Source organism: Pseudomonas sp. SC11 (assembly GCF_047039205.1).
In the GTDB taxonomy this organism is placed as follows: Bacteria; Pseudomonadota; Gammaproteobacteria; order Pseudomonadales; family Pseudomonadaceae; genus Aquipseudomonas; species Aquipseudomonas boreofloridensis.
In genome coordinates this window covers 260164-277781 of the sequence record NZ_CP178183.1, presented here as the reverse complement: position 1 = coordinate 277781, position 17618 = coordinate 260164, and the positions used below count along the sequence as shown (strand labels likewise).

Here is a 17618-nt window from a genome sequence, read left to right as displayed (position 1 = left end):
GCACAGGCGTCCCTCACGACGCCTGCCTGCCAAGTCGCCAACCGCTGGAAAAATGGCGTCAAAATGCCATCCACTCTCTTATGCATTCTTGTCGCTCAGGTTACACTCGCCGACGCATCCCGACTTGCCTGAGCACGTCATGAGCCACCCTCACGAAATTCGCCCCGACCTGGACCAAGGCATTGACCGCAAGGTGCTGTCGACCCTGCGTGGGCGCTTCCTGCAGATCAATCAAGGTCGCCTGGAACGGGCCATGGACGGGCTCTCCAGCCGCCAGCAGACAGTGCTCAAGCTGTTGCCACTGTTCTTCCACGTCAATCATCCACTGCTGCCTGGCTACGTCTCGGGCGGCACGCCGGCCGGCGTATCGGGTTTCGAGCCGGACGCTGAACTGCTGGCCGAAGCCCAGCGCCTGACCCGCTCGTTCACCTACAAGGCACGCCACGGCAACCCGCCTCAGCCGATCCATGGACTGTTTCTGATGGGCAGCCTCGGCACCCTGGCCCAGGCCGAACAGAGCGACATGGACCTGTGGGTCTGCCACGCGCCGGACCTGGCCGAACCTGAGCTGGCCGAACTGCGGCGCAAGTGTCAATTGCTCGAGGCTTGGGCGGCCACCCAGGGCGCCGAGGCGCACCTGTTCATGATCGAGCCGCACGGCTTCGCCCAGGGCCAGCGCGACGGCCAACTCAGTTCCGACGACTGCGGTACCACGCAGCACTTTCTGCTGCTCGACGAGTTCTACCGCACGGCGATCTGGCTGGCCGGGCGCACCCCGCTGTGGTGGCTGGTGCCGGTGTATGAAGAGTCGAACTATCAGGCCTACACCTGCACGCTGCTCTCCAAGCGCTTCATCGGCCCCCATGAGGCGCTCGACCTTGGCCACCTGGCGCACATTCCCGCGCAGGAATTCGTCGGCGCCGGGCTGTGGCAACTGTTCAAGGGCATCGACTCGCCCTACAAATCGTTGCTCAAGCTGCTGCTCACCGAAGCCTACGCCAGCGAGCACCCCGAAGTGCGTTGCCTGAGCCTGGACTACAAACGCGCCGTATTCGCCAATTGCCTGGACCTGGACGAGCTCGACCCTTATGTACTGGTCTACCGGCGCATCGAACGCTACCTGCTGCAGCGCAACGAGCGCGCGCGCCTGGAGCGGGTACGCCGCAGCCTGTATCTGAAGGTGAACAAGAAACTCAGCCTGTGCGCACGCTCGACCCGCGACGGTTGGCAACAGCGCCTGCTCGCCCGCCTGACCGACGAATGGGGCTGGAGCGATCAGCAACTGGCCCTGCTCGATACCCGCAGTCAATGGAAGGTCCGCCAAGTGGCGCTGGAGCGCCGCGAGCTGGTGAGCGAACTCAATCACAGCTATCGCTTCGTCAGTCAATTCGCCCGCGAAAAAGGCGCCGGCAGCCGCGCCGAGCAGCGCGACCTGAACGTACTCGGACGGCGCCTGTATGCCGCCTTCGAACGCCGCGTCGGCAAGATCGAAGTCATCAACCCCGGTATTGCTCCGGACGTGGCCGAGGACACCCTGACCTTGGTGCAATCGCCCAACCGCAAGGAGCCTGGCACTTACCTCTGGGGACTCTACCCCGGCAGCCTGGGCGTGCATGAATGGGAGCATACCCACCCGCTCAAGCGCTGCCGCGAGCTGATCGAACTGCTGGCCTGGGCGCACCGCAACGGCGTCATCGACAGCAGCACGCGCCTGGCTCTGCACCCTGGGGTCAGCGACCTGAGCGAATTCGAACTGTTCAACCTGATGGGAAGCTTGCAGCAGAGCTTGCCCCTGCCGCTGCAGAACGTCAGCGACATCGACCTGCTGCAACCGAGCGTGGCCCAGGAAGTCCTGCTGCTGGTGAATGTCGGCCTCGATCCGCTGCGTCAACACCGTGACCTGAACATTCTGATGACCACCGAGCGCACCGACTCGCTGAGCTACGCCGGGGTGCGCGAAAACCTGGTGCTGACGCTCGACCAGGTCACCCTCAACAGCTGGAACGAGGTGCTGGTGCAGCGCTACGACGGCGAACATGCCTTGATGCGCTGCCTGCGCGATTTTCTCAACAGCCGTGGCTCACGCACCCCGCGCCCGCGCCTGACGGTGCGCTGCTTCTGCCACAACCGCGCCCAGGCCATCGCCCAGCGCGTCGAGGAACTGTTCGACACCGCCCAAGGCCTGCTGGAGCGTGACCTCGGTCATCGGTTCCTGCTGCAAGTGGCGCAGCATACCCATGTGCTGGCGCTCGACGCGGGCCAGGTCGAGCTGACCACACTGGACGGGCACGCGGCCCTGCTCACCCACCTGGGCGAAGAGCGCACGCACTACAGCCCCTTGCAGCTGGATGGCCAAGCCCTGACGGACCACGACTTGCCGCTGTTGCTGGCACTGGGTCAGCCCGAGTGCATCCAGGTGTTCTATCGCCTGCATGAAGGGTTCGCCGACCTCTACGTGCTCGACGAGCACGGGGTGTTGTGGCAACAGCAATCACCGCTGCAGGATGAAGAGCACCTGCTGCTGCCCTTGCAGCGTTTCCTGAATTCGGTGGCCATGCGCCGCAAGGCGCGCCTGCCGTTGGACGGTCGCCAAGCGGCGCTGGATATCCACTATTACCAGTTGCTGCCCAATGGCCCGGGAAAGGCTCGAAGCGTGGAGCGGCGCCCGACACCGGCCGTGGACGAAGCCCAGCCCTACTACGAAGTGCAGGCGATCGTTCAGGCCGCCCCACAGCAGGCGCCACAGGTCACCCTGTATTGCGATCAGCTCGAGTATTCCGAGCTGGAGTATGGCGATCAGCTGTATGCCGTGGTCGCGCGACAGATCCTCGAGCAGCGCCACAGCGCAGGTGTTTACCGCTGCTATATCACTGACCTGGACCTGTCGGGCCTGGACGACGAACGACCGGCCTCGACTGCGGTTCTGTTGCGCCACAAGCAAGCCCTTGAGCAGGCGCTGAACGATGGCCTGCATCTGCAACAGCGCACATCGCAGCCCTGACCCTGCACCGATTCCCGCTGCTGCCAATCCATCGGGCGCACCACCATCAAGGGCTCTTGGCACTGGAGTACTTGATGATGAACAAAGCATGTTGGATGGGCTCGACCCCTGAACTGGGCAGCCTGCGTATTCACGAACTGATTCTGCCCGGCAGCCACGATTCGGGCATGGACACCAAGGTCGGCGGCGTAATCGCCCAGGAGCTCACCCAGGACGTTCCCTGTATCGATCAGGTCCGTGGCGGTATTCGCGTGCTGGACCTGCGCGTGCGGGCATACCACGAATACACCCCGGATCAAGCCTACCGCTATCAGCTGTTCCACATGAGCAGTTCCGGGCGCAACCTGTTCGGCGACGTCCTCAATCAGCTCAAGCAGTTTTTCAAAACGCCGGCCAACGCCAAGGAAATCGTGATCCTCGACTTCCATCAATTCGAGCGCTTCGGCGAGAAGGAACACGGCTGGCTGCGCGAGGCGATGAACCGGCACTTCGGCTCGATGTTCATCCCCAAGTCCCTGAGTCACCTGACACTGGACGAGTTGTGGAGCCAGCACCCGGGCAAGAACATCGTGATCGCCTACAACCATCAAGACCGCGGCGACTACTGGCCTGGCGTGCGTCAGGTGTGGATCGGTGAAAACACACCCTCGGCCGCCACGCTGAAGGCGTTCATGGACAAGCAACCACCGGTGGACGATACCAGGGGCGAGCTGAGCGCGATTCAGTGCGCCAAGTACAACGTGGCCGAGTTGTTCCGCCCGGATGACTTCAGCGACAAGATCGACGAGTGGTTCGAATCGCAGGACCTGAACAGCTACATCCAGAAATTCCGCATCATCAACACCGACTGGTCGCTGCGCAGCCGCATCGTCGACAACTGCATCCATGCCTGCCAACTGCGGGCCAGGCAGGCCCGCTGACGCTTGTCGGGCAAGGCCTCAAGTCTCGGCCAGCTTACAGATCGAAATCGCCCGCCGCTTCGGGCTGGTATTCGACCGCCAGCAGCTTGAGCTTGAGGGTCTTGCCGCCCGGTGCCGGCCAGTCGATCTGGTCGCCCACCGACAGGCCGAGCAGCGCGCAACCGATCGGTGCGAGGATCGAGACGTTGCCCTCCACGCCCGCGTCCTTCGGGTACACCAGCGTCAAGTGGTAATCCTTGCCGGTGGCCTGCTCGCGGCAGTGCACGCGCGAGTTCATGGTCACCACACCGGCCGGGACTTCCTCGTGACCGACCACCTGATCGGCGCGGTCCAGCTCGTCCTGCAGGGCGAGCACACCCGGCGTACTGTCGTCGAGGCTGTCGATCAGACGCTCCAGACGCTGCACGTCCAATCGGGTGAGGATAAGGGTAGGTTGGGTGCTCATGATCCAGTCGGACTCCTTTCAACGGGGCATTTCAGGCTGTAGATAAAGCAAAACCCCGCCCAAGGGCGGGGTTTGCTGATGGCTTCTGGCGAGGCCAGTAATGGCTCGACACTACCACAGCCGGACAAATACTCAAGCCTCAGGCGTCGCCGCCTTCAGCGCCCGGGCCTCGCGGCAGATGTGCCGGCGCCGTTCATCGTCAGCCGCGCGCCACTCGCGGATGTGCTCCACGTGCCGGTAGCAGCCGGTACAGACACGGCGCTCATCGAGCCGACACACATTGATGCAGGGCGAAGGCACGGCTGGGCTGACGTTGCTGTAGAGCGGCTTGGGAGGCCGCGGCTGATCGCTCATGTCAGATCTCGTCGAAGTCCAGCTTCTCGCCGACCCGCTCCCAGACGATGCGTTCGAGCATCTCGCCGAGCAGCTCTTCGCTCTTCTCGCACACCCACTTGCCGCTCTCTTCGTCGTAGTCGAAGTGAAAACCGCCGGAACGGTCGGCCAGCCACAGTTGGCGCAGCGGTTCCTGGCGGCTGAAGATCAGTTGGCTGCCGTTGTCGAACTTGATGGTCAGCACCCCGGCGGAGTTTTCCATGTCCAGATCCAGGTCGGTGTCATCGAACAGATCCTCCAGGGCCTGTTGGGTGGCGTCGACCAGATCGTGGAAACGCGCTTCGCTCAAACTCATTGCAGGAACCTCGGAAATGGCTGCAGGGACGCAAGCCGGGCACGATACCGGCGCAAGGCGCCCAGCTTCAAGCCGTAAGCGGCAAGAGACAAGAAAAACCGCCCAGCGCAGACGACCGGCGCCACCAACTTGCCGCTCGCGGCTTGCGGCTCGACTCGCCCGGACCCTCGCATAGGCAATCTGCCGGGCGCTCGGTATACTCGGGCGCAATACTGCTTAATTCAAAGGATTTCGCCCATGAAGCGCCTGATTTCCTCCGTTGCGGCGCTGGTCGCTGTTGCCTGCCTCGTTTCGGCCTGCGGCCAGAAAGGCCCCCTGTACCTGCCTGAAGACGGCAAGGACGGCAAGAGCGCACGCAAGTCGTCGCATCACCACGGGCAGCCGGCCCAGGCCGCGCCGCAAGCCGAAGAACCGCTGCCCGAGCAGTCGCCAGCGCAGTAAGGAAATCCCATGGACGCATTCAACTACCGCGGCGGCGAGTTGTTCGCCGAGGGCGTGGCCCTGTCGGCTATCGCCGAGCGCTTCGGCACCCCGACCTACGTCTATTCGCGCGCCCATATCGAGGCCCAGTACCGCAGCTACACCGACGCCCTGCAAGGGGTCGAGCACTTGGTGTGCTTTGCGGTCAAGGCCAACTCCAACCTGGGTGTGCTGAACCTGTTGGCGCGCCTGGGCGCAGGCTTCGACATCGTCTCCGGCGGCGAGCTGGAGCGCGTGCTGGCCGCAGGCGGACGCGCCGACCGCGTGGTGTTCTCCGGCGTCGGCAAGACCCGTGAAGACATGCGCCGCGCCTTGGAAGTGGGCGTGCACTGCTTCAACGTCGAATCCACCGACGAACTCGAGCGCCTGCAAACCGTGGCCGCCGAGATGGGCAAAGTGGCCCCGGTGTCGCTGCGGGTCAACCCGGACGTCGATGCGGGCACCCACCCGTACATCTCCACGGGCCTGAAGGAAAACAAGTTCGGCATCGCCATCGCCGATGCCGAAGCCCTCTACGTGCGCGCCGCACAACTGCCGAACCTGGACGTGGTCGGCGTCGACTGCCATATCGGCTCGCAGTTGACCACCGTCGATCCATTCCTCGACGCGCTGGATCGCCTGCTGGCCCTGGTCGATCGCCTGGCCGAGTGCGGCATCCACCTGCGTCACCTGGACCTGGGCGGCGGTGTCGGCGTGCGCTACCGCGACGAGCAGCCGCCGCAGGTGGCCGACTACCTGCAGGCCATCCGCGAGCGCGTCGGCGCGCGCGATCTGGCGCTGGTGTTCGAACCGGGCCGCTACATCGTCGCCAACGGCGGCGTATTGCTGACCCGCGTCGAGTACCTCAAGCACACCGAACACAAGGACTTCGCCATCATCGATGCGGCGATGAACGACCTGATTCGTCCGGCCCTGTACCAGGCCTGGATGGACGTCAGCGCCGTCAGCCCGCGCGAAGGCCAGACACGCGCCTACGACCTGGTCGGGCCCATCTGCGAAACCGGCGACTTCCTCGCCAAGGACCGTGCGCTGAACCTGGCCGAAGGCGATCTGCTGGCCGTGCGTTCGGCGGGCGCCTATGGTTTCGTCATGAGCTCGAACTACAACACCCGGGGCCGCTGCGCCGAGGTGCTGGTCGATGGCGACCAGGCCTTCGAAGTGCGCCGCCGCGAAACCATCGCTGAATTGTTCGCCGGCGAAAGCCTGCTGCCGGAGTGAACCCATGCTGCTGCGTTTTACCAAGATGCACGGACTGGGCAATGACTTCATGGTGCTCGACCTGGTCAGCCAGCATGCGCACATCCAGCCCAAGCACGCCAAGCAATGGGGCGACCGCCACACCGGCATCGGTTTCGACCAACTGCTGATCGTCGAGGCGCCGAGCAATCCGGAGGTGGACTTCCGCTACCGGATCTTCAACGCCGACGGCTCCGAGGTCGAACAATGCGGCAATGGCGCGCGCTGCTTCGCCCGTTTCGTGCTGGACAAGCGCCTGACGGCGAAGAAGCGCATCCGTGTCGAGACCAAAGGCGGCGTCATCGAGCTGGACATCCAGAACGATGGCCAGGTCTGCGTCGACATGGGGCCACCGCGCTTCGTGCCGGCCGACATCCCCTTCGTTGCCGACGAGCAGGCGCTCAGCTACCCGCTGCAGATCGATGGACAGGTTCATCAGATCGCCGCCGTGTCGATGGGCAACCCTCATTCGGTGCTGCGCGTCGATGACGTGCAGCGCGCACCGGTACACGAGCTGGGACCGAAGATCGAACACCATCCGCGCTTCCCGCAACGGGTGAACGCCGGCTTCCTCCAGGTTGTCGACCGTCACCGCGCCTACCTGCGGGTATGGGAGCGCGGTGCTGGCGAGACCCAGGCCTGCGGCACCGGCGCCTGCGCCGCCGCCGTGGCCGCCATCGCGCAGGGCTGGATGGACTCGCCCGTGTGCATCGAGCTGCCGGGCGGACGCCTGAGCATCGAATGGGCAGGCCCGGGCCAGTCGGTACGCATGACCGGTCCCGCCGTGCGCGTCTACGAAGGACAGGTCCGTTTCTAAACGAGTATCCGCCATGACCGATCAGCCACAGGTTGTACCCGAGCAAGCCGCCGATCTCGACGCCGAGGCGGTGATCGCCTACCTGCGCGCCCACCCCACCTTCTTCGCCGAGCACGACGACCTGCTGGTCGAGCAACGCATCCCCCACCAGCGTGGCGACAGCGTATCGCTGGTGGAACGTCAGCTCACGCTGCTGCGCGAGCGCAACATCGAGATGCGCCATCGCCTGTCGCAACTGATGGACGTGGCCCGCGACAACGACCGACTGTTCGAAAAAACCCGTCGGCTGATTCTCGACCTGCTTGACGCCAACACCTTGGAAGAAGTGGTGATGGCGGTCGAAGACAGCCTGCGCCAGGAATTCCAGGTGCCCTTCGTCAGCCTGATCCTGTTCGGCGACAACGCCGCGCCCGTCGGGCGCTGGGTCAGCAGCGCCGAGGCGCAACAGGCCATCGGTGGGCTGCTGGGCAGCGGCAAGACGGTCAGCGGCAACCTGCGCGAGCATGAGCTGGCATTCCTGTTCGGCGACGAACAGCGCCTGGAGGTGGGCTCCAGTGCCGTGGCCTCGCTGGAGCACCAGGGGCTGCACGGGGTACTGGCCATCGGCAGTCGCGACCCGCAGCACTACAAGAGCAGCGTCGGCACCCTGTTCCTCACCTACATCGCCGAAATCCTCGGCCGCGTGGTTCCACGGGTGACGCAGACGCTGCGCTCGGTGCGCTGATGGAACGTGAGCTGGCGGCTTATTGCGCGCACCTGCGCAACGAGCGCCAGGTGTCCGAGCACACCCAACTCGCCTACCGGCGCGATCTGACCAAAGTGCTCGAATTCTGCAATAACCAAGGCATCGCCAGTTGGAAGACATTGCAGATCCAGCAGTTGCGTCAACTGGTGGCGCGTCTGCACCATCATGGCCAGTCCTCGACCAGCCTGGCGCGCCTGCTCTCGGCAGTGCGCGGGTTGTATCGCTACCTCAACCGCGAAGGATTGTGCGAGCACGACCCGGCCAACGGCCTGGCACCGCCCAAAGGCGAACGCCGCCTGCCCAAGACCCTCGACACCGACCGCGCCCTGCAACTGCTCGACGGCGGCGTCGATGACGACTTCATCGCCCGCCGCGACCAGGCCATCCTCGAACTGTTCTATTCCTCGGGCTTGCGCCTGTCGGAGCTGACTCAGCTGGACCTGGAGCAACTCGACCTCGCTGGCGCGCTGGTGCAGGTCCACGGCAAAGGGGGCAAGGCGCGCGTGCTGCCGGTCGGGCGCAAGGCCCGCGAAGCCTTGCAAGCCTGGCTGAAGCTGCGCGGCATCAGCGCCCCGCGTGACAGCGCGGTGTTCGTCACCCGCCAAGGCAAGCGCCTGGGCCAGCGGGCCATTCAGCTACGGGTCAAGGCCGCCGGCGAGCGCGAGTTGGGCCAGCACCTGCACCCGCACATGCTCCGCCATTCGTTCGCCAGCCATCTGCTGGAATCGTCCCAGGATTTGCGGGCGGTACAGGAAATGCTCGGCCACGCCGACATCAGTACCACGCAAATCTATACCCACCTGGACTTCCAGCACCTGGCCGCCGTCTACGACAGCGCCCACCCACGGGCCAAACGCAGCAAGGATAGCGACTCATGACCATCAAACTGATCACCTTCGACCTGGACGACACCTTGTGGGACACCGCGCCCGTGATCGCCAGCGCCGAAATCCTCTTGCGCGACTGGCTGGCTGCCAATGCCCCACGCCTGGGCAGCGTGCCGGTCGAACACCTGTTTGCCATCCGCGAACGCCTGGTCCAGGCCGAACCAGCGCTCAAGCACCGCATCAGTGCGCTGCGCCGACGCGTGCTGTACAACGCGCTGGCGGAAGTCGGCTACGCCCAAGAGCAGGCGCAGGCGCTGGCAGACGAAGCCTTCGAGGTGTTCCTGCAGGCCCGGCACCAGGTCAAAGTGTTCCCAGAAGTCGAGCCCGTATTGGAGATCCTGCGCCAGCACTATGTGCTGGGCGTCGTGACCAATGGCAACGCCGACGTGCGCCGGCTGGGCATCTCCGACTACTTCCGCTTCGCCCTGTGCGCCGAGGACCTGGGCGTGGGCAAGCCGGATCCGGCACCGTTTCTCGAAGCGCTCAAGCGCGGCGGGGTCGAGGCAGCCGCCGCAGTACACATCGGAGACCATCCGGGTGATGACATTTCCGGCGCCCAGCGCGCCGGCCTGCGCGCGGTGTGGTTCAACCCCCAGGGCAAGGACTGGACCGGCGAGCGCGCGCCGGACGCCGAGGTCCGGCAGCTGTCGCAGCTTCCCGAGGTGCTGGCGCGTTGGCGCTGAGCGCCTGTCCTTTCAGCGCCCACAAAAAAGCCCGCAGCGACGGCGGGCTCTTTCGCACTCAGCCACTCAGATAGGGCGGCTGCCGTACTTGTTGTCCGGCTTCTTGGGCGGATCGGCGACCACGTTGGCCTCCACTTCCTGCACCTTGCCACCGCGCGCCAGGAACTCTTCCATGGCCCGGGCCAGCGCATCGCGCTCTTTCTGCTTGGCCTCCAGGCTCGGCATCTCGTCTACCGAGACAGCGGCCTTGGATTTGCCCTTGGCCGCCGGCGCCGGACTGCTGTCGTCGTCGCCGGCATCTTCGGCACCGTCGTCGGCCGCCGTTTCGAGGGCCTCGTCACCCTCTTCGTCGTCGCCGACTTCGAGGTCATCGTTTTCCAGATCGTCGTCGCTCATGTTCTACCTCATGACTTGCGAAAAGCAGATTAGTTATGGCCCAGTGATGCCGTAGACCGGCAGCCACCGGTGAAAATTCCACCGACCGTGGATTGGCCACGGCCTGGAGTATGCGCTGCGTACAGGGAGCGCTTGCCAGCAGGTTCCGGCCTAAGGCCAGCACTGGCGAAATCTTCGGCGGGGGCCGATGGCCTTGCGCTATGAGCCAGCCTAGCAAAGCTGGCACCGACGTGCGCAGGGCGCCTCGAAGGCCCCCTCCGGCGCGCATTCTAGCGCGCCGGGAGAAAAAGCAAAGCTCCATCAATACCCGTCATTTTGTAAGTATTCGCCCTACGTCACGAACGTGTCGGGTAAACCGTTTGCCCCAAGGCGAAACAGTAAAAATCAGGCAAAAAAATGCCCGGACGAGCCGGGCAAGTTTTTTACCGCGTGGCGATTACAGGTTGTAACCACGCTCGTTGTGCTGAGCCAGGTCGAGACCGACCGACTCTTCTTCTTCGTTGACCCGCAGCCCCATCACCGCGTCCAGTACCTTGAGAATCACGTAGGTGACGATGGCGGTATAGGCCACAGTGAAGATCACGCCCTTGGCCTGTACCCAGACCTGCGCACCGATATCGGTGACCGTGCCGAAGCCGCCCAGCGCAGGTGCCGCGAACACGCCGGTGAGAATCGCGCCGACGATGCCGCCCACGCCATGCACGCCGAAGGCATCGAGCGAGTCGTCATAGCCCAGCTTGCGTTTGAGGCTGGTGGCGCAGAAGTAGCAGATCACGCCGGACGCCAAGCCGATCACCAGAGCGCCCATCGGACCTACCGTGCCCGCCGCCGGAGTGATGGCGACCAGACCCGCGACCACCCCCGACGCGATGCCCAGCGCGCTCGGTTTACCATGACCGATCCACTCGGCGAACATCCAGCTCAGCGCGGCGGCGGCGGTGGCGATCTGGGTCACCAGCATGGCCATGCCGGCGGTACCGTTGGCGGCCGCGGCGGAGCCTGCGTTGAAGCCGAACCAGCCGATCCACAGCATGGCCGCACCGACCAGGGTGTAGCCCAGGTTGTGCGGTGCCATCGGCGTGGTCGGGTAGCCCTTGCGCTTGCCCAGCACCACGCAGGCCACCAGGCCCGCGACACCGGCGTTGATGTGCACCACGGTGCCGCCAGCGAAGTCCAGCACGCCCCAGTCCCACATCAGCGCACCGTCACCGCTCCAGACCATGTGCGCGATCGGCGCATAGACCAGGGTGAACCACACGCCCATGAACACCAGCATGGCGGAGAACTTCATGCGCTCGGCGAAGGCGCCGACGATCAGCGCTGGGGTGATGATGGCGAAGGTCATCTGGAAGGTGATGAACACCGCCTCGGGGAACAGCGCAGTGGCCGAGGTCAGGCCCGATGGCGTGACGCCCGCGAGGAAGGCCTTGGAGAAGCCCCCGATGAAGGAATTGAAGTTGAGCACGCCCTTTTCCATACCGGCGGTATCGAAGGCGATGCTGTAACCGTAGACGACCCACAGGATGCTGATCAGACCAGTGATGGCAAAGCACTGCATCATCACCGACAGCAGGTTCTTGGAGCGCACCATGCCACCGTAGAACAGGGCCAGGCCCGGGATGGTCATGAACAGTACCAGCGCGGTGGCGGTGAGCATCCAGGCGGTGTCGCCGGAGTTCAGCACCGGGGCGGCGGCTTCGTCTGCCAAGGCCAGGCCAGGCATGACGAGGGACAATAGGGCTCCTAGCCCTGCGATCTTGCGCAGAGTCATTTGTTTTCTCCTGGGGCGTGTTGGGTTTGGTGAGGCGGTGTTGCGTCGCTTAGATCGCGTCGGTATCGGTCTCGCCGGTACGGATGCGGATGGCCTGCTCCAGATTCACCACGAAGATCTTGCCGTCACCGATCTTGCCGGTGTTGGCAGCCTTGGTAATGGCTTCGATCACCCGGTCCAGGTCCTTGTCGTCGATGGCGACATCGATTTTGACCTTGGGCAGGAAATCGACCACGTACTCGGCACCACGGTACAGCTCGGTATGGCCCTTCTGCCGGCCGAAGCCCTTGACTTCGGTCACGGTGATGCCCTGCACGCCGATTTCCGACAGCGACTCGCGCACGTCGTCCAGCTTGAACGGCTTGATGATGGCAGTGACTAGCTTCATGAAACTCTTCTCCCGATTTGGTGGACTTGCCCCAGGAAAACAAACCCGTCTCAAGTCTAAGCGCAGCGCCTGGCTTTGTAACGCGTCGTTGGTTTCCTTCCCCCCTCCGACGCACGCTTCGGTGGGTGACGTGAGACCTAGCGATTGCGCCTGCACACTGCCCGATCACTCAGGACGTCATCAGTGCATGGCTTGCGAGAGTCATTGCAGAAACCTTGCCATTTCTCAAAAAGCTCGGAATTACAGGCCATTACGTTATCGCTCGAGGATTGGCCTGAGGCCCTCAGAGAAGAAGGCGCACAATTCCGGTGCATCCAACCCCTGCATGCTGCGCAAAAAGTGTGCATCCAGCCGTTCCGAGGCACCGTGCTACACTGCCAACCCTTCCCTCTTGATGGACAGCCTGCCCCATGCTCGCGCCCAAAGCCCTCCTCGATGCCCTGAGCGACCAGGCCTCGCGCCTGTTCAGCGGCGATACTGCGCAACCGCGCGCCGAACTCGAAAGCCAGTTCAAGGCCCTGATGCAGAGCACCTTCAGCAAGCTGGACCTGGTCAGCCGAGAAGAATTCGACAGCCAGATGGTGGTGTTGGCCCGCACCCGTGCCCGCCTTGAAGCACTGGAAAAGCAGGTGGCCGACCTCGAGGCCCGCCTGGCGCCTTCAGCGGACCACTGAGCCCCCAGTTGGCAGAGCCTGCACGGTGCAATGCCGCCTGCAGGCCGAGCCTATGAAGAATGCTTTCCTACACACTAAATATCGCATTCGACAAGATGAAAGTTATTTAACGACCCCCTCTGCGATTGACTTCGATACTACCCTTGAATAAAGTTCGCTCGCCTTGGGAAAAGGCCCTTACTCCACTCAATGAAGCATTCAATGGACACAGTATCTAGTCGCTGCCTGATCGGCGCCCCACGGGCCGGTCAGGCACTGAAATCGGAACACCGGTCCCGACACCTGGATCGGGCACGCCGCGCCAGAGCCTGACGCTCCGCCGTGACTTGCCTCGCCCGGTGCCCGCCGGTCGGAGGCAAGCTCATGACCCTCACCTCGTTCGTTTCACATCGCCTGCACGCCTGCCTGGCCGCGCTGCATGCGCGCGCCCGCAGACCACTCGGCGCGAGGCTTGAAGACGTTCCCACGGCCGCTGCACGCGGCCCGCAACTGCGCGCCGTATGGCAGGCCCATCCTGGTCACGGAAAACTCCAGTTGCGCCTGCACTGGTGCCATGACGCCCCTCAGGAACCTCCGAGTCGCAGCGGGCCGATGGCCTGGTTTCGCGCCTGCCTGAGGCCCTCGAACTTCATCTGAAAACCGTATTTAAACGGTCACTTCCGTGCAAACTTTTTTAATTTAAAAGTTTGAGGGTTCCTTATTGCCTGAATTATTTGAACGAGGACAAACCCATGGACTGCGCGAGTAGAAAGTTCGCTGCCGGATCAACTTCCGACCCTCGGCAGCGAACAGACAACCGTCGGAAAAACCTGGTTTTTTCATGCGACCCGACATACCGCCGTTCACCCCGTGAGTGAAACGTCTGTGTGGCGTGCCGCCGCAGCGGCAGGAGCACAGCAACATGACCGCCAAATACCGTAATACCCCGTCGGCCAAGGCCGAGCGCGAAACCCGCCTGTCCACCCAGGCCGCCCGTGAGGCGCACCATGGACTGGCCGTGACGTTGGCCAACCTCGACACCAGCGAGTTGGGCCTGACCGAGCAGGAAGCCGCCAAGCGCCTGCAGCGCGACGGTGCCAACCAAGTGGCCCAGGACCGTCAGGCACCCGCCGTGGTGCAACTGCTCAAGGCCCTGAACAACCCCTTCATCTATGTCCTGCTGACCCTCGCCGCGATCAGCTTCGTCACCGACTACTGGCTGCCGATCCGTGCCGGCGAAGGGGACGACGCCGACCTGACCAAGGTCATCATCATCATGACCATGGTCAGCGTCAGCAGCCTGCTGCGCTTCTGGCAGGAGTACCGCTCGAACAAGGCCGCCGATGCGCTCAAGGCGATGGTCCGCACCACCGCCACGGTGCTGCGCCGCGAACGCTTCGGCCAAGCACCGGCCCTGCGTGAAGTGCCCATGAACGAATTGGTGGTCGGCGATCTGGTACAGCTCTCGGCGGGCGACATGATCCCCGCCGACGTGCGCCTGCTCGAATCGCGTGACTTGTTCATCAGCCAGGCGGTGCTGACCGGCGAAGCGCTGCCGGTGGAGAAGTACGACACCCTCGGCCACGTCGCGCAGAAATCGGCCGAAGACGCCGGCGACGCCGACAGCCCGCTGGAGCTGTCGAACATCTGCTTCATGGGCACCAACGTGGTCAGCGGCCGGGCCCGTGCGGTGGTGCTGGCCACGGGCAAGCGTACCTATTTCGGCTCCCTGGCCAAGGCCATCGCCGGGTCGCGCACCCAGACCGCCTTCGATCGCGGGGTGAACAGCGTCAGCGCACTGCTGATCCGCTTCATGCTGGTGATGGTGCCGGTGGTGTTCATGATCAACGGCCTGGTCAAGGGTGATTGGGGCGATGCCTTCCTCTTCGCCCTGGCCGTGGCGGTGGGGCTCACCCCGGAAATGCTACCGATGATCGTCAGCGCCAACCTGGCCAAGGGCGCGGTCGCCATGGCCCGACGCAAAGTGGTGGTCAAGCGCCTGAACGCCATCCAGAACTTCGGCTCCATGGATGTGCTGTGCACCGACAAGACCGGTACCCTCACCCAGGACCGCATCATTCTCGAACACCACGTACGCCTCGACGGTCAACGCGACCGTCGTGTGCTGGAGCTGGCCTGGCTCAACAGCTACCACCAGAGCGGTATCCGCAACCTGATGGACCAGGCGGTGTTGCATTTCGCCGGCCAGGACCACGCCTTCGAGGCGCCGCGCAGCTATACCAAGGTCGATGAGTTGCCGTTCGACTTCATTCGCCGGCGCCTGTCGGTGGTGGTGAAGAACGTCCTGGGCCAGCACCTGATGGTGAGCAAGGGCGCGGTCGAAGAAATGCTCGCCATCGCCACCCATGTCCAGGAAGGCGATGACGTGGTGGCACTCGATCCTCTGCGCCGCCAGCGCCTGCTCGACAGCGCCGACGCGTTCAACCGCGATGGCTTCCGCGTGCTGGTGGTCGCCACCCGGCACATTCCCCCTACCGAAGAAAAGGCGCAGTACCACACCGACGACGAGTGCGACCTGGTGATCCAGGGTTTCCTCACCTTCCTCGATCCCCCCAAGGAAACCGCCGGCCCCGCCATCGCCGCGCTGCGTGACAAGGGCGTGCAGGTCAAAGTGCTGACCGGCGACAACCCGGTGGTCACCTGCAAAGTCTGCCGTGAAGTGGGCCTCGATCCCGGCCTGCCACTGTTGGGTCGCGACATCGAACGCATGGACGACACCACCCTGGCCATCCAGGTCGAAGCCCGCACCGTGTTCGCCAAGCTCACCCCGCTGCAGAAATCACGGGTGCTCAAGGCCCTGCAGGCCAACGGTCACACCGTCGGTTTCCTGGGTGACGGCATCAACGATGCCCCGGCCCTGCGTGACGCCGATGTGGGGATTTCGGTGGACAGCGGCACCGATATCGCCAAGGAGTCGGCCGACATCATCCTTCTGGAGAAAAGCCTGATGGTGCTCGAGGAAGGCGTGGTACAAGGCCGCGAAACCTTCGGCAACATCATGAAGTACCTGTGCATGACCGCCAGCTCCAACTTCGGCAACGTGTTCTCGGTGCTGGTGGCCAGCGCCTTCATCCCGTTCCTGCCGATGCTGGCGATTCATCTGCTGCTGCAGAACCTGATGTACGACTTTTCCCAGTTGGCGCTGCCGTGGGACCGCATGGACAAGGAGTTCCTGCGCCAGCCACGCAAGTGGGATGCCGGCAACATCGGCCGCTTCATGCTGTGGATAGGGCCGACCTCGTCGATCTTCGACATCACCACCTTCGCCCTGATGTGGTACGTGTTTGCCGCCAATAGCGTCGAAATGCAGGCGCTGTTCCAGTCCGGCTGGTTCATCGAGGGCCTGCTGTCGCAAACGCTGGTGGTGCACATGCTGCGCACCCGCAAGGTGCCGTTCTTCCAGAGCACCGCAGCGCTACCGGTGCTACTGGCCACCGGTGCAGTGATGGCCTTGGGCATCTACCTGCCGTTCTCGCCGGTGGGCGCGATGGTGGGACTCGTACCGCTGCCGTGGGAATACTTCCCTTGGCTGGCCGCCACGCTGCTGGGCTACTGCGTGGTGGCTCAGGGCATGAAGACTTTGTACATCCGCCGGTTCGGCCAGTGGTTCTAGGTGCTGCCTGAAACCCCTTGAAGCGCGGTAATGCACTATTGAAAGCCGCCCGGCACCTCATTGATCCCAGTTCCTTGAGCGTGCTCGGTGGTTTTTGTCTTATCTGGCCTATACCACCCGTTCGCATCATCACCACCACCGAAGTGGCGGGCGAGTCGACCGGCAAGGTCGTCGATCATTTCCAGCTCACCGGCGTGTCGTACAAGACGGCCCACCTGCTCAAGGACAAGGTCGCCATGCGCAAGCTGCTGGCCGAGCATGACCTCAGCCCGGTCGCCTACCGTCATGTGACCTGCGCGCAGGACGCCATCGACTTCGTGGCCGAGCACGGCCGGTCGGTGCTCAAGCCTGCCGAAGGTCCGTCGCACAGCGAGTTCGTGCTCACCGACAAAGGCCCACGGGTGCTGGAGTCGCACGCACGTCTGGCCGGTTCCGGGGCCCCGGAACTGGTGCGCCGCGCATTCGGCCTGGACCTGAACCGGATGTTGCTGACCGTGCCGCTGGGCATCGACGAACTGCCACTGCAATCGCCCCAGCCCAAAGCCGGCGCTGCGATCCAGTTCTTCGTGCCGACGCCGGGCACGGTGCGCAAGGTCGAGCTCGACCTCAAACCCGATGTCGATGTCCGTCACACCCGCCCCGGCGAGACCCCACGCGTGTTCCTGCCCTTCCTGTTCGAGCTGGGCGAAGCGCAACAGGCGGTGGTCATTCAGAAACACGAAGGCGACACGATACCGGCCCTGGATACGGTCGCCGACTGCGTGTCGGGCTATGTGCTGGCCACCGGCAGCTCACGCGAGGATGCCGTGCGCATCGGCGATGAATTGGTGCAGGCGGTGCACTTCATCATGGAGCCCAAGGCATGAGCTACGTG

At 63.9% G+C, this 17618-nt stretch carries 18 protein-coding genes; 11 read left to right on the top strand and 7 right to left on the bottom strand.

Translation table 11 applies throughout. The features are described 5' to 3' along the window. The first annotated feature begins 139 nt into the window (after positions 1-139). On the top strand, positions 140-3001 hold the full coding sequence (locus ACK2SD_RS01265) for a class I adenylate cyclase (RefSeq protein ID WP_295481260.1): 2862 nt from the start codon (positions 140-142) through the stop codon (positions 2999-3001). A gap of 77 nt (positions 3002-3078) precedes the next feature. Beyond that, positions 3079-3921, top strand: coding sequence for a hypothetical protein (locus ACK2SD_RS01260; protein ID WP_412461154.1), 843 nt, complete (start codon positions 3079-3081; stop codon positions 3919-3921). Positions 3922-3955: 34 nt separating this feature from the next. Here the strand turns inward: ACK2SD_RS01260 and rnk are convergent, their stop codons facing one another. The 3 genes from rnk to cyaY all read right to left on the bottom strand — a co-directional run bounded on the left by rnk (position 3956) and on the right by cyaY (position 5054). Continuing rightward, positions 3956-4366, bottom strand: coding sequence for a nucleoside diphosphate kinase regulator (rnk, locus tag ACK2SD_RS01255; protein WP_029612557.1), 411 nt, complete (start codon positions 4364-4366; stop codon positions 3956-3958). 132 nt (positions 4367-4498) lie between these two features. Further along, complete coding sequence (locus ACK2SD_RS01250; protein WP_304482859.1) at positions 4499-4720, bottom strand: DUF1289 domain-containing protein; 222 nt, start codon at positions 4718-4720, stop codon at positions 4499-4501. A gap of 1 nt (position 4721) precedes the next feature. Next, positions 4722-5054 (bottom strand): iron donor protein CyaY, encoded by a 333-nt coding sequence (gene cyaY / locus ACK2SD_RS01245; protein ID WP_029612555.1) that lies wholly within the window; start codon positions 5052-5054, stop codon positions 4722-4724. A gap of 237 nt (positions 5055-5291) precedes the next feature. Between cyaY and lptM the strand changes: the two genes are divergently transcribed. From lptM to ACK2SD_RS01215, 6 genes are read left to right on the top strand one after another with little or no spacing between them, the layout of a single operon-like run. Further along, entirely contained in the window at positions 5292-5495 is a 204-nt protein-coding gene (gene lptM / locus ACK2SD_RS01240) for an LPS translocon maturation chaperone LptM (RefSeq protein WP_412461153.1), read from the top strand. A gap of 9 nt (positions 5496-5504) precedes the next feature. Beyond that, a complete protein-coding gene (gene lysA / locus ACK2SD_RS01235; RefSeq protein ID WP_039581537.1) occupies positions 5505-6752 on the top strand; it encodes a diaminopimelate decarboxylase in 1248 nt (415 codons plus the stop codon). 4 nt (positions 6753-6756) lie between these two features. Next, complete coding sequence (dapF, locus tag ACK2SD_RS01230) at positions 6757-7587, top strand: diaminopimelate epimerase (protein WP_039581540.1); 831 nt, start codon at positions 6757-6759, stop codon at positions 7585-7587. A 13-nt stretch (positions 7588-7600) separates the two neighbouring features. Next, positions 7601-8311 carry a DUF484 family protein gene (locus ACK2SD_RS01225; protein ID WP_039581543.1) on the top strand — a complete coding sequence of 237 codons (711 nt, stop codon included), beginning with the start codon at positions 7601-7603 and terminating at the stop codon, positions 8309-8311. Next, on the top strand, positions 8311-9210 hold the full coding sequence (gene xerC, locus ACK2SD_RS01220) for a tyrosine recombinase XerC (RefSeq protein ID WP_029612551.1): 900 nt from the start codon (positions 8311-8313) through the stop codon (positions 9208-9210). The genes ACK2SD_RS01225 and xerC overlap by 1 nt, the downstream gene beginning before the upstream one ends. Continuing rightward, the gene (locus ACK2SD_RS01215) at positions 9207-9902 is read left to right on the top strand and encodes an HAD family hydrolase (RefSeq protein ID WP_412461152.1); all 696 of its coding nucleotides are present in this window, start codon (positions 9207-9209) and stop codon (positions 9900-9902) included. The genes xerC and ACK2SD_RS01215 overlap by 4 nt, the downstream gene beginning before the upstream one ends. Before the next feature lie 66 nt (positions 9903-9968). Here the strand turns inward: ACK2SD_RS01215 and sutA are convergent, their stop codons facing one another. The 3 genes from sutA to glnK all read right to left on the bottom strand — a co-directional run bounded on the left by sutA (position 9969) and on the right by glnK (position 12457). Next, positions 9969-10298, bottom strand: coding sequence for a transcriptional regulator SutA (sutA, locus tag ACK2SD_RS01210; RefSeq protein ID WP_039581546.1), 330 nt, complete (start codon positions 10296-10298; stop codon positions 9969-9971). 436 nt (positions 10299-10734) lie between these two features. Beyond that, positions 10735-12069: an ammonium transporter gene (locus ACK2SD_RS01205; RefSeq protein WP_039581549.1), complete on the bottom strand. Its 1335-nt coding sequence runs from the start codon at positions 12067-12069 to the stop codon at positions 10735-10737. Between the two features lie 49 nt (positions 12070-12118). Continuing rightward, positions 12119-12457 (bottom strand): P-II family nitrogen regulator, encoded by a 339-nt coding sequence (gene glnK, locus ACK2SD_RS01200; RefSeq protein ID WP_002555808.1) that lies wholly within the window; start codon positions 12455-12457, stop codon positions 12119-12121. 410 nt (positions 12458-12867) lie between these two features. On the opposite strand from glnK, the gene ACK2SD_RS01195 reads away from it, so the two are divergent. Beyond that, the gene (locus ACK2SD_RS01195) at positions 12868-13131 is read left to right on the top strand and encodes an accessory factor UbiK family protein (RefSeq protein WP_029612547.1); all 264 of its coding nucleotides are present in this window, start codon (positions 12868-12870) and stop codon (positions 13129-13131) included. Between the two features lie 384 nt (positions 13132-13515). Here the strand turns inward: ACK2SD_RS01195 and ACK2SD_RS01190 are convergent, their stop codons facing one another. Further along, on the bottom strand, positions 13516-13686 hold the full coding sequence (locus ACK2SD_RS01190; RefSeq protein WP_412461151.1) for a hypothetical protein: 171 nt from the start codon (positions 13684-13686) through the stop codon (positions 13516-13518). 346 nt (positions 13687-14032) lie between these two features. Here ACK2SD_RS01190 and mgtA point away from each other — a divergent pair, with 346 nt between their 5' ends. Next, positions 14033-16744 carry a magnesium-translocating P-type ATPase gene (gene mgtA, locus ACK2SD_RS01185; RefSeq protein WP_412461150.1) on the top strand — a complete coding sequence of 904 codons (2712 nt, stop codon included), beginning with the start codon at positions 14033-14035 and terminating at the stop codon, positions 16742-16744. Positions 16745-16824: 80 nt separating this feature from the next. Beyond that, on the top strand, positions 16825-17610 hold the full coding sequence (locus ACK2SD_RS01180; RefSeq protein ID WP_412462370.1) for a hypothetical protein: 786 nt from the start codon (positions 16825-16827) through the stop codon (positions 17608-17610). The last annotated feature ends 8 nt before the right edge of the window (positions 17611-17618 follow it).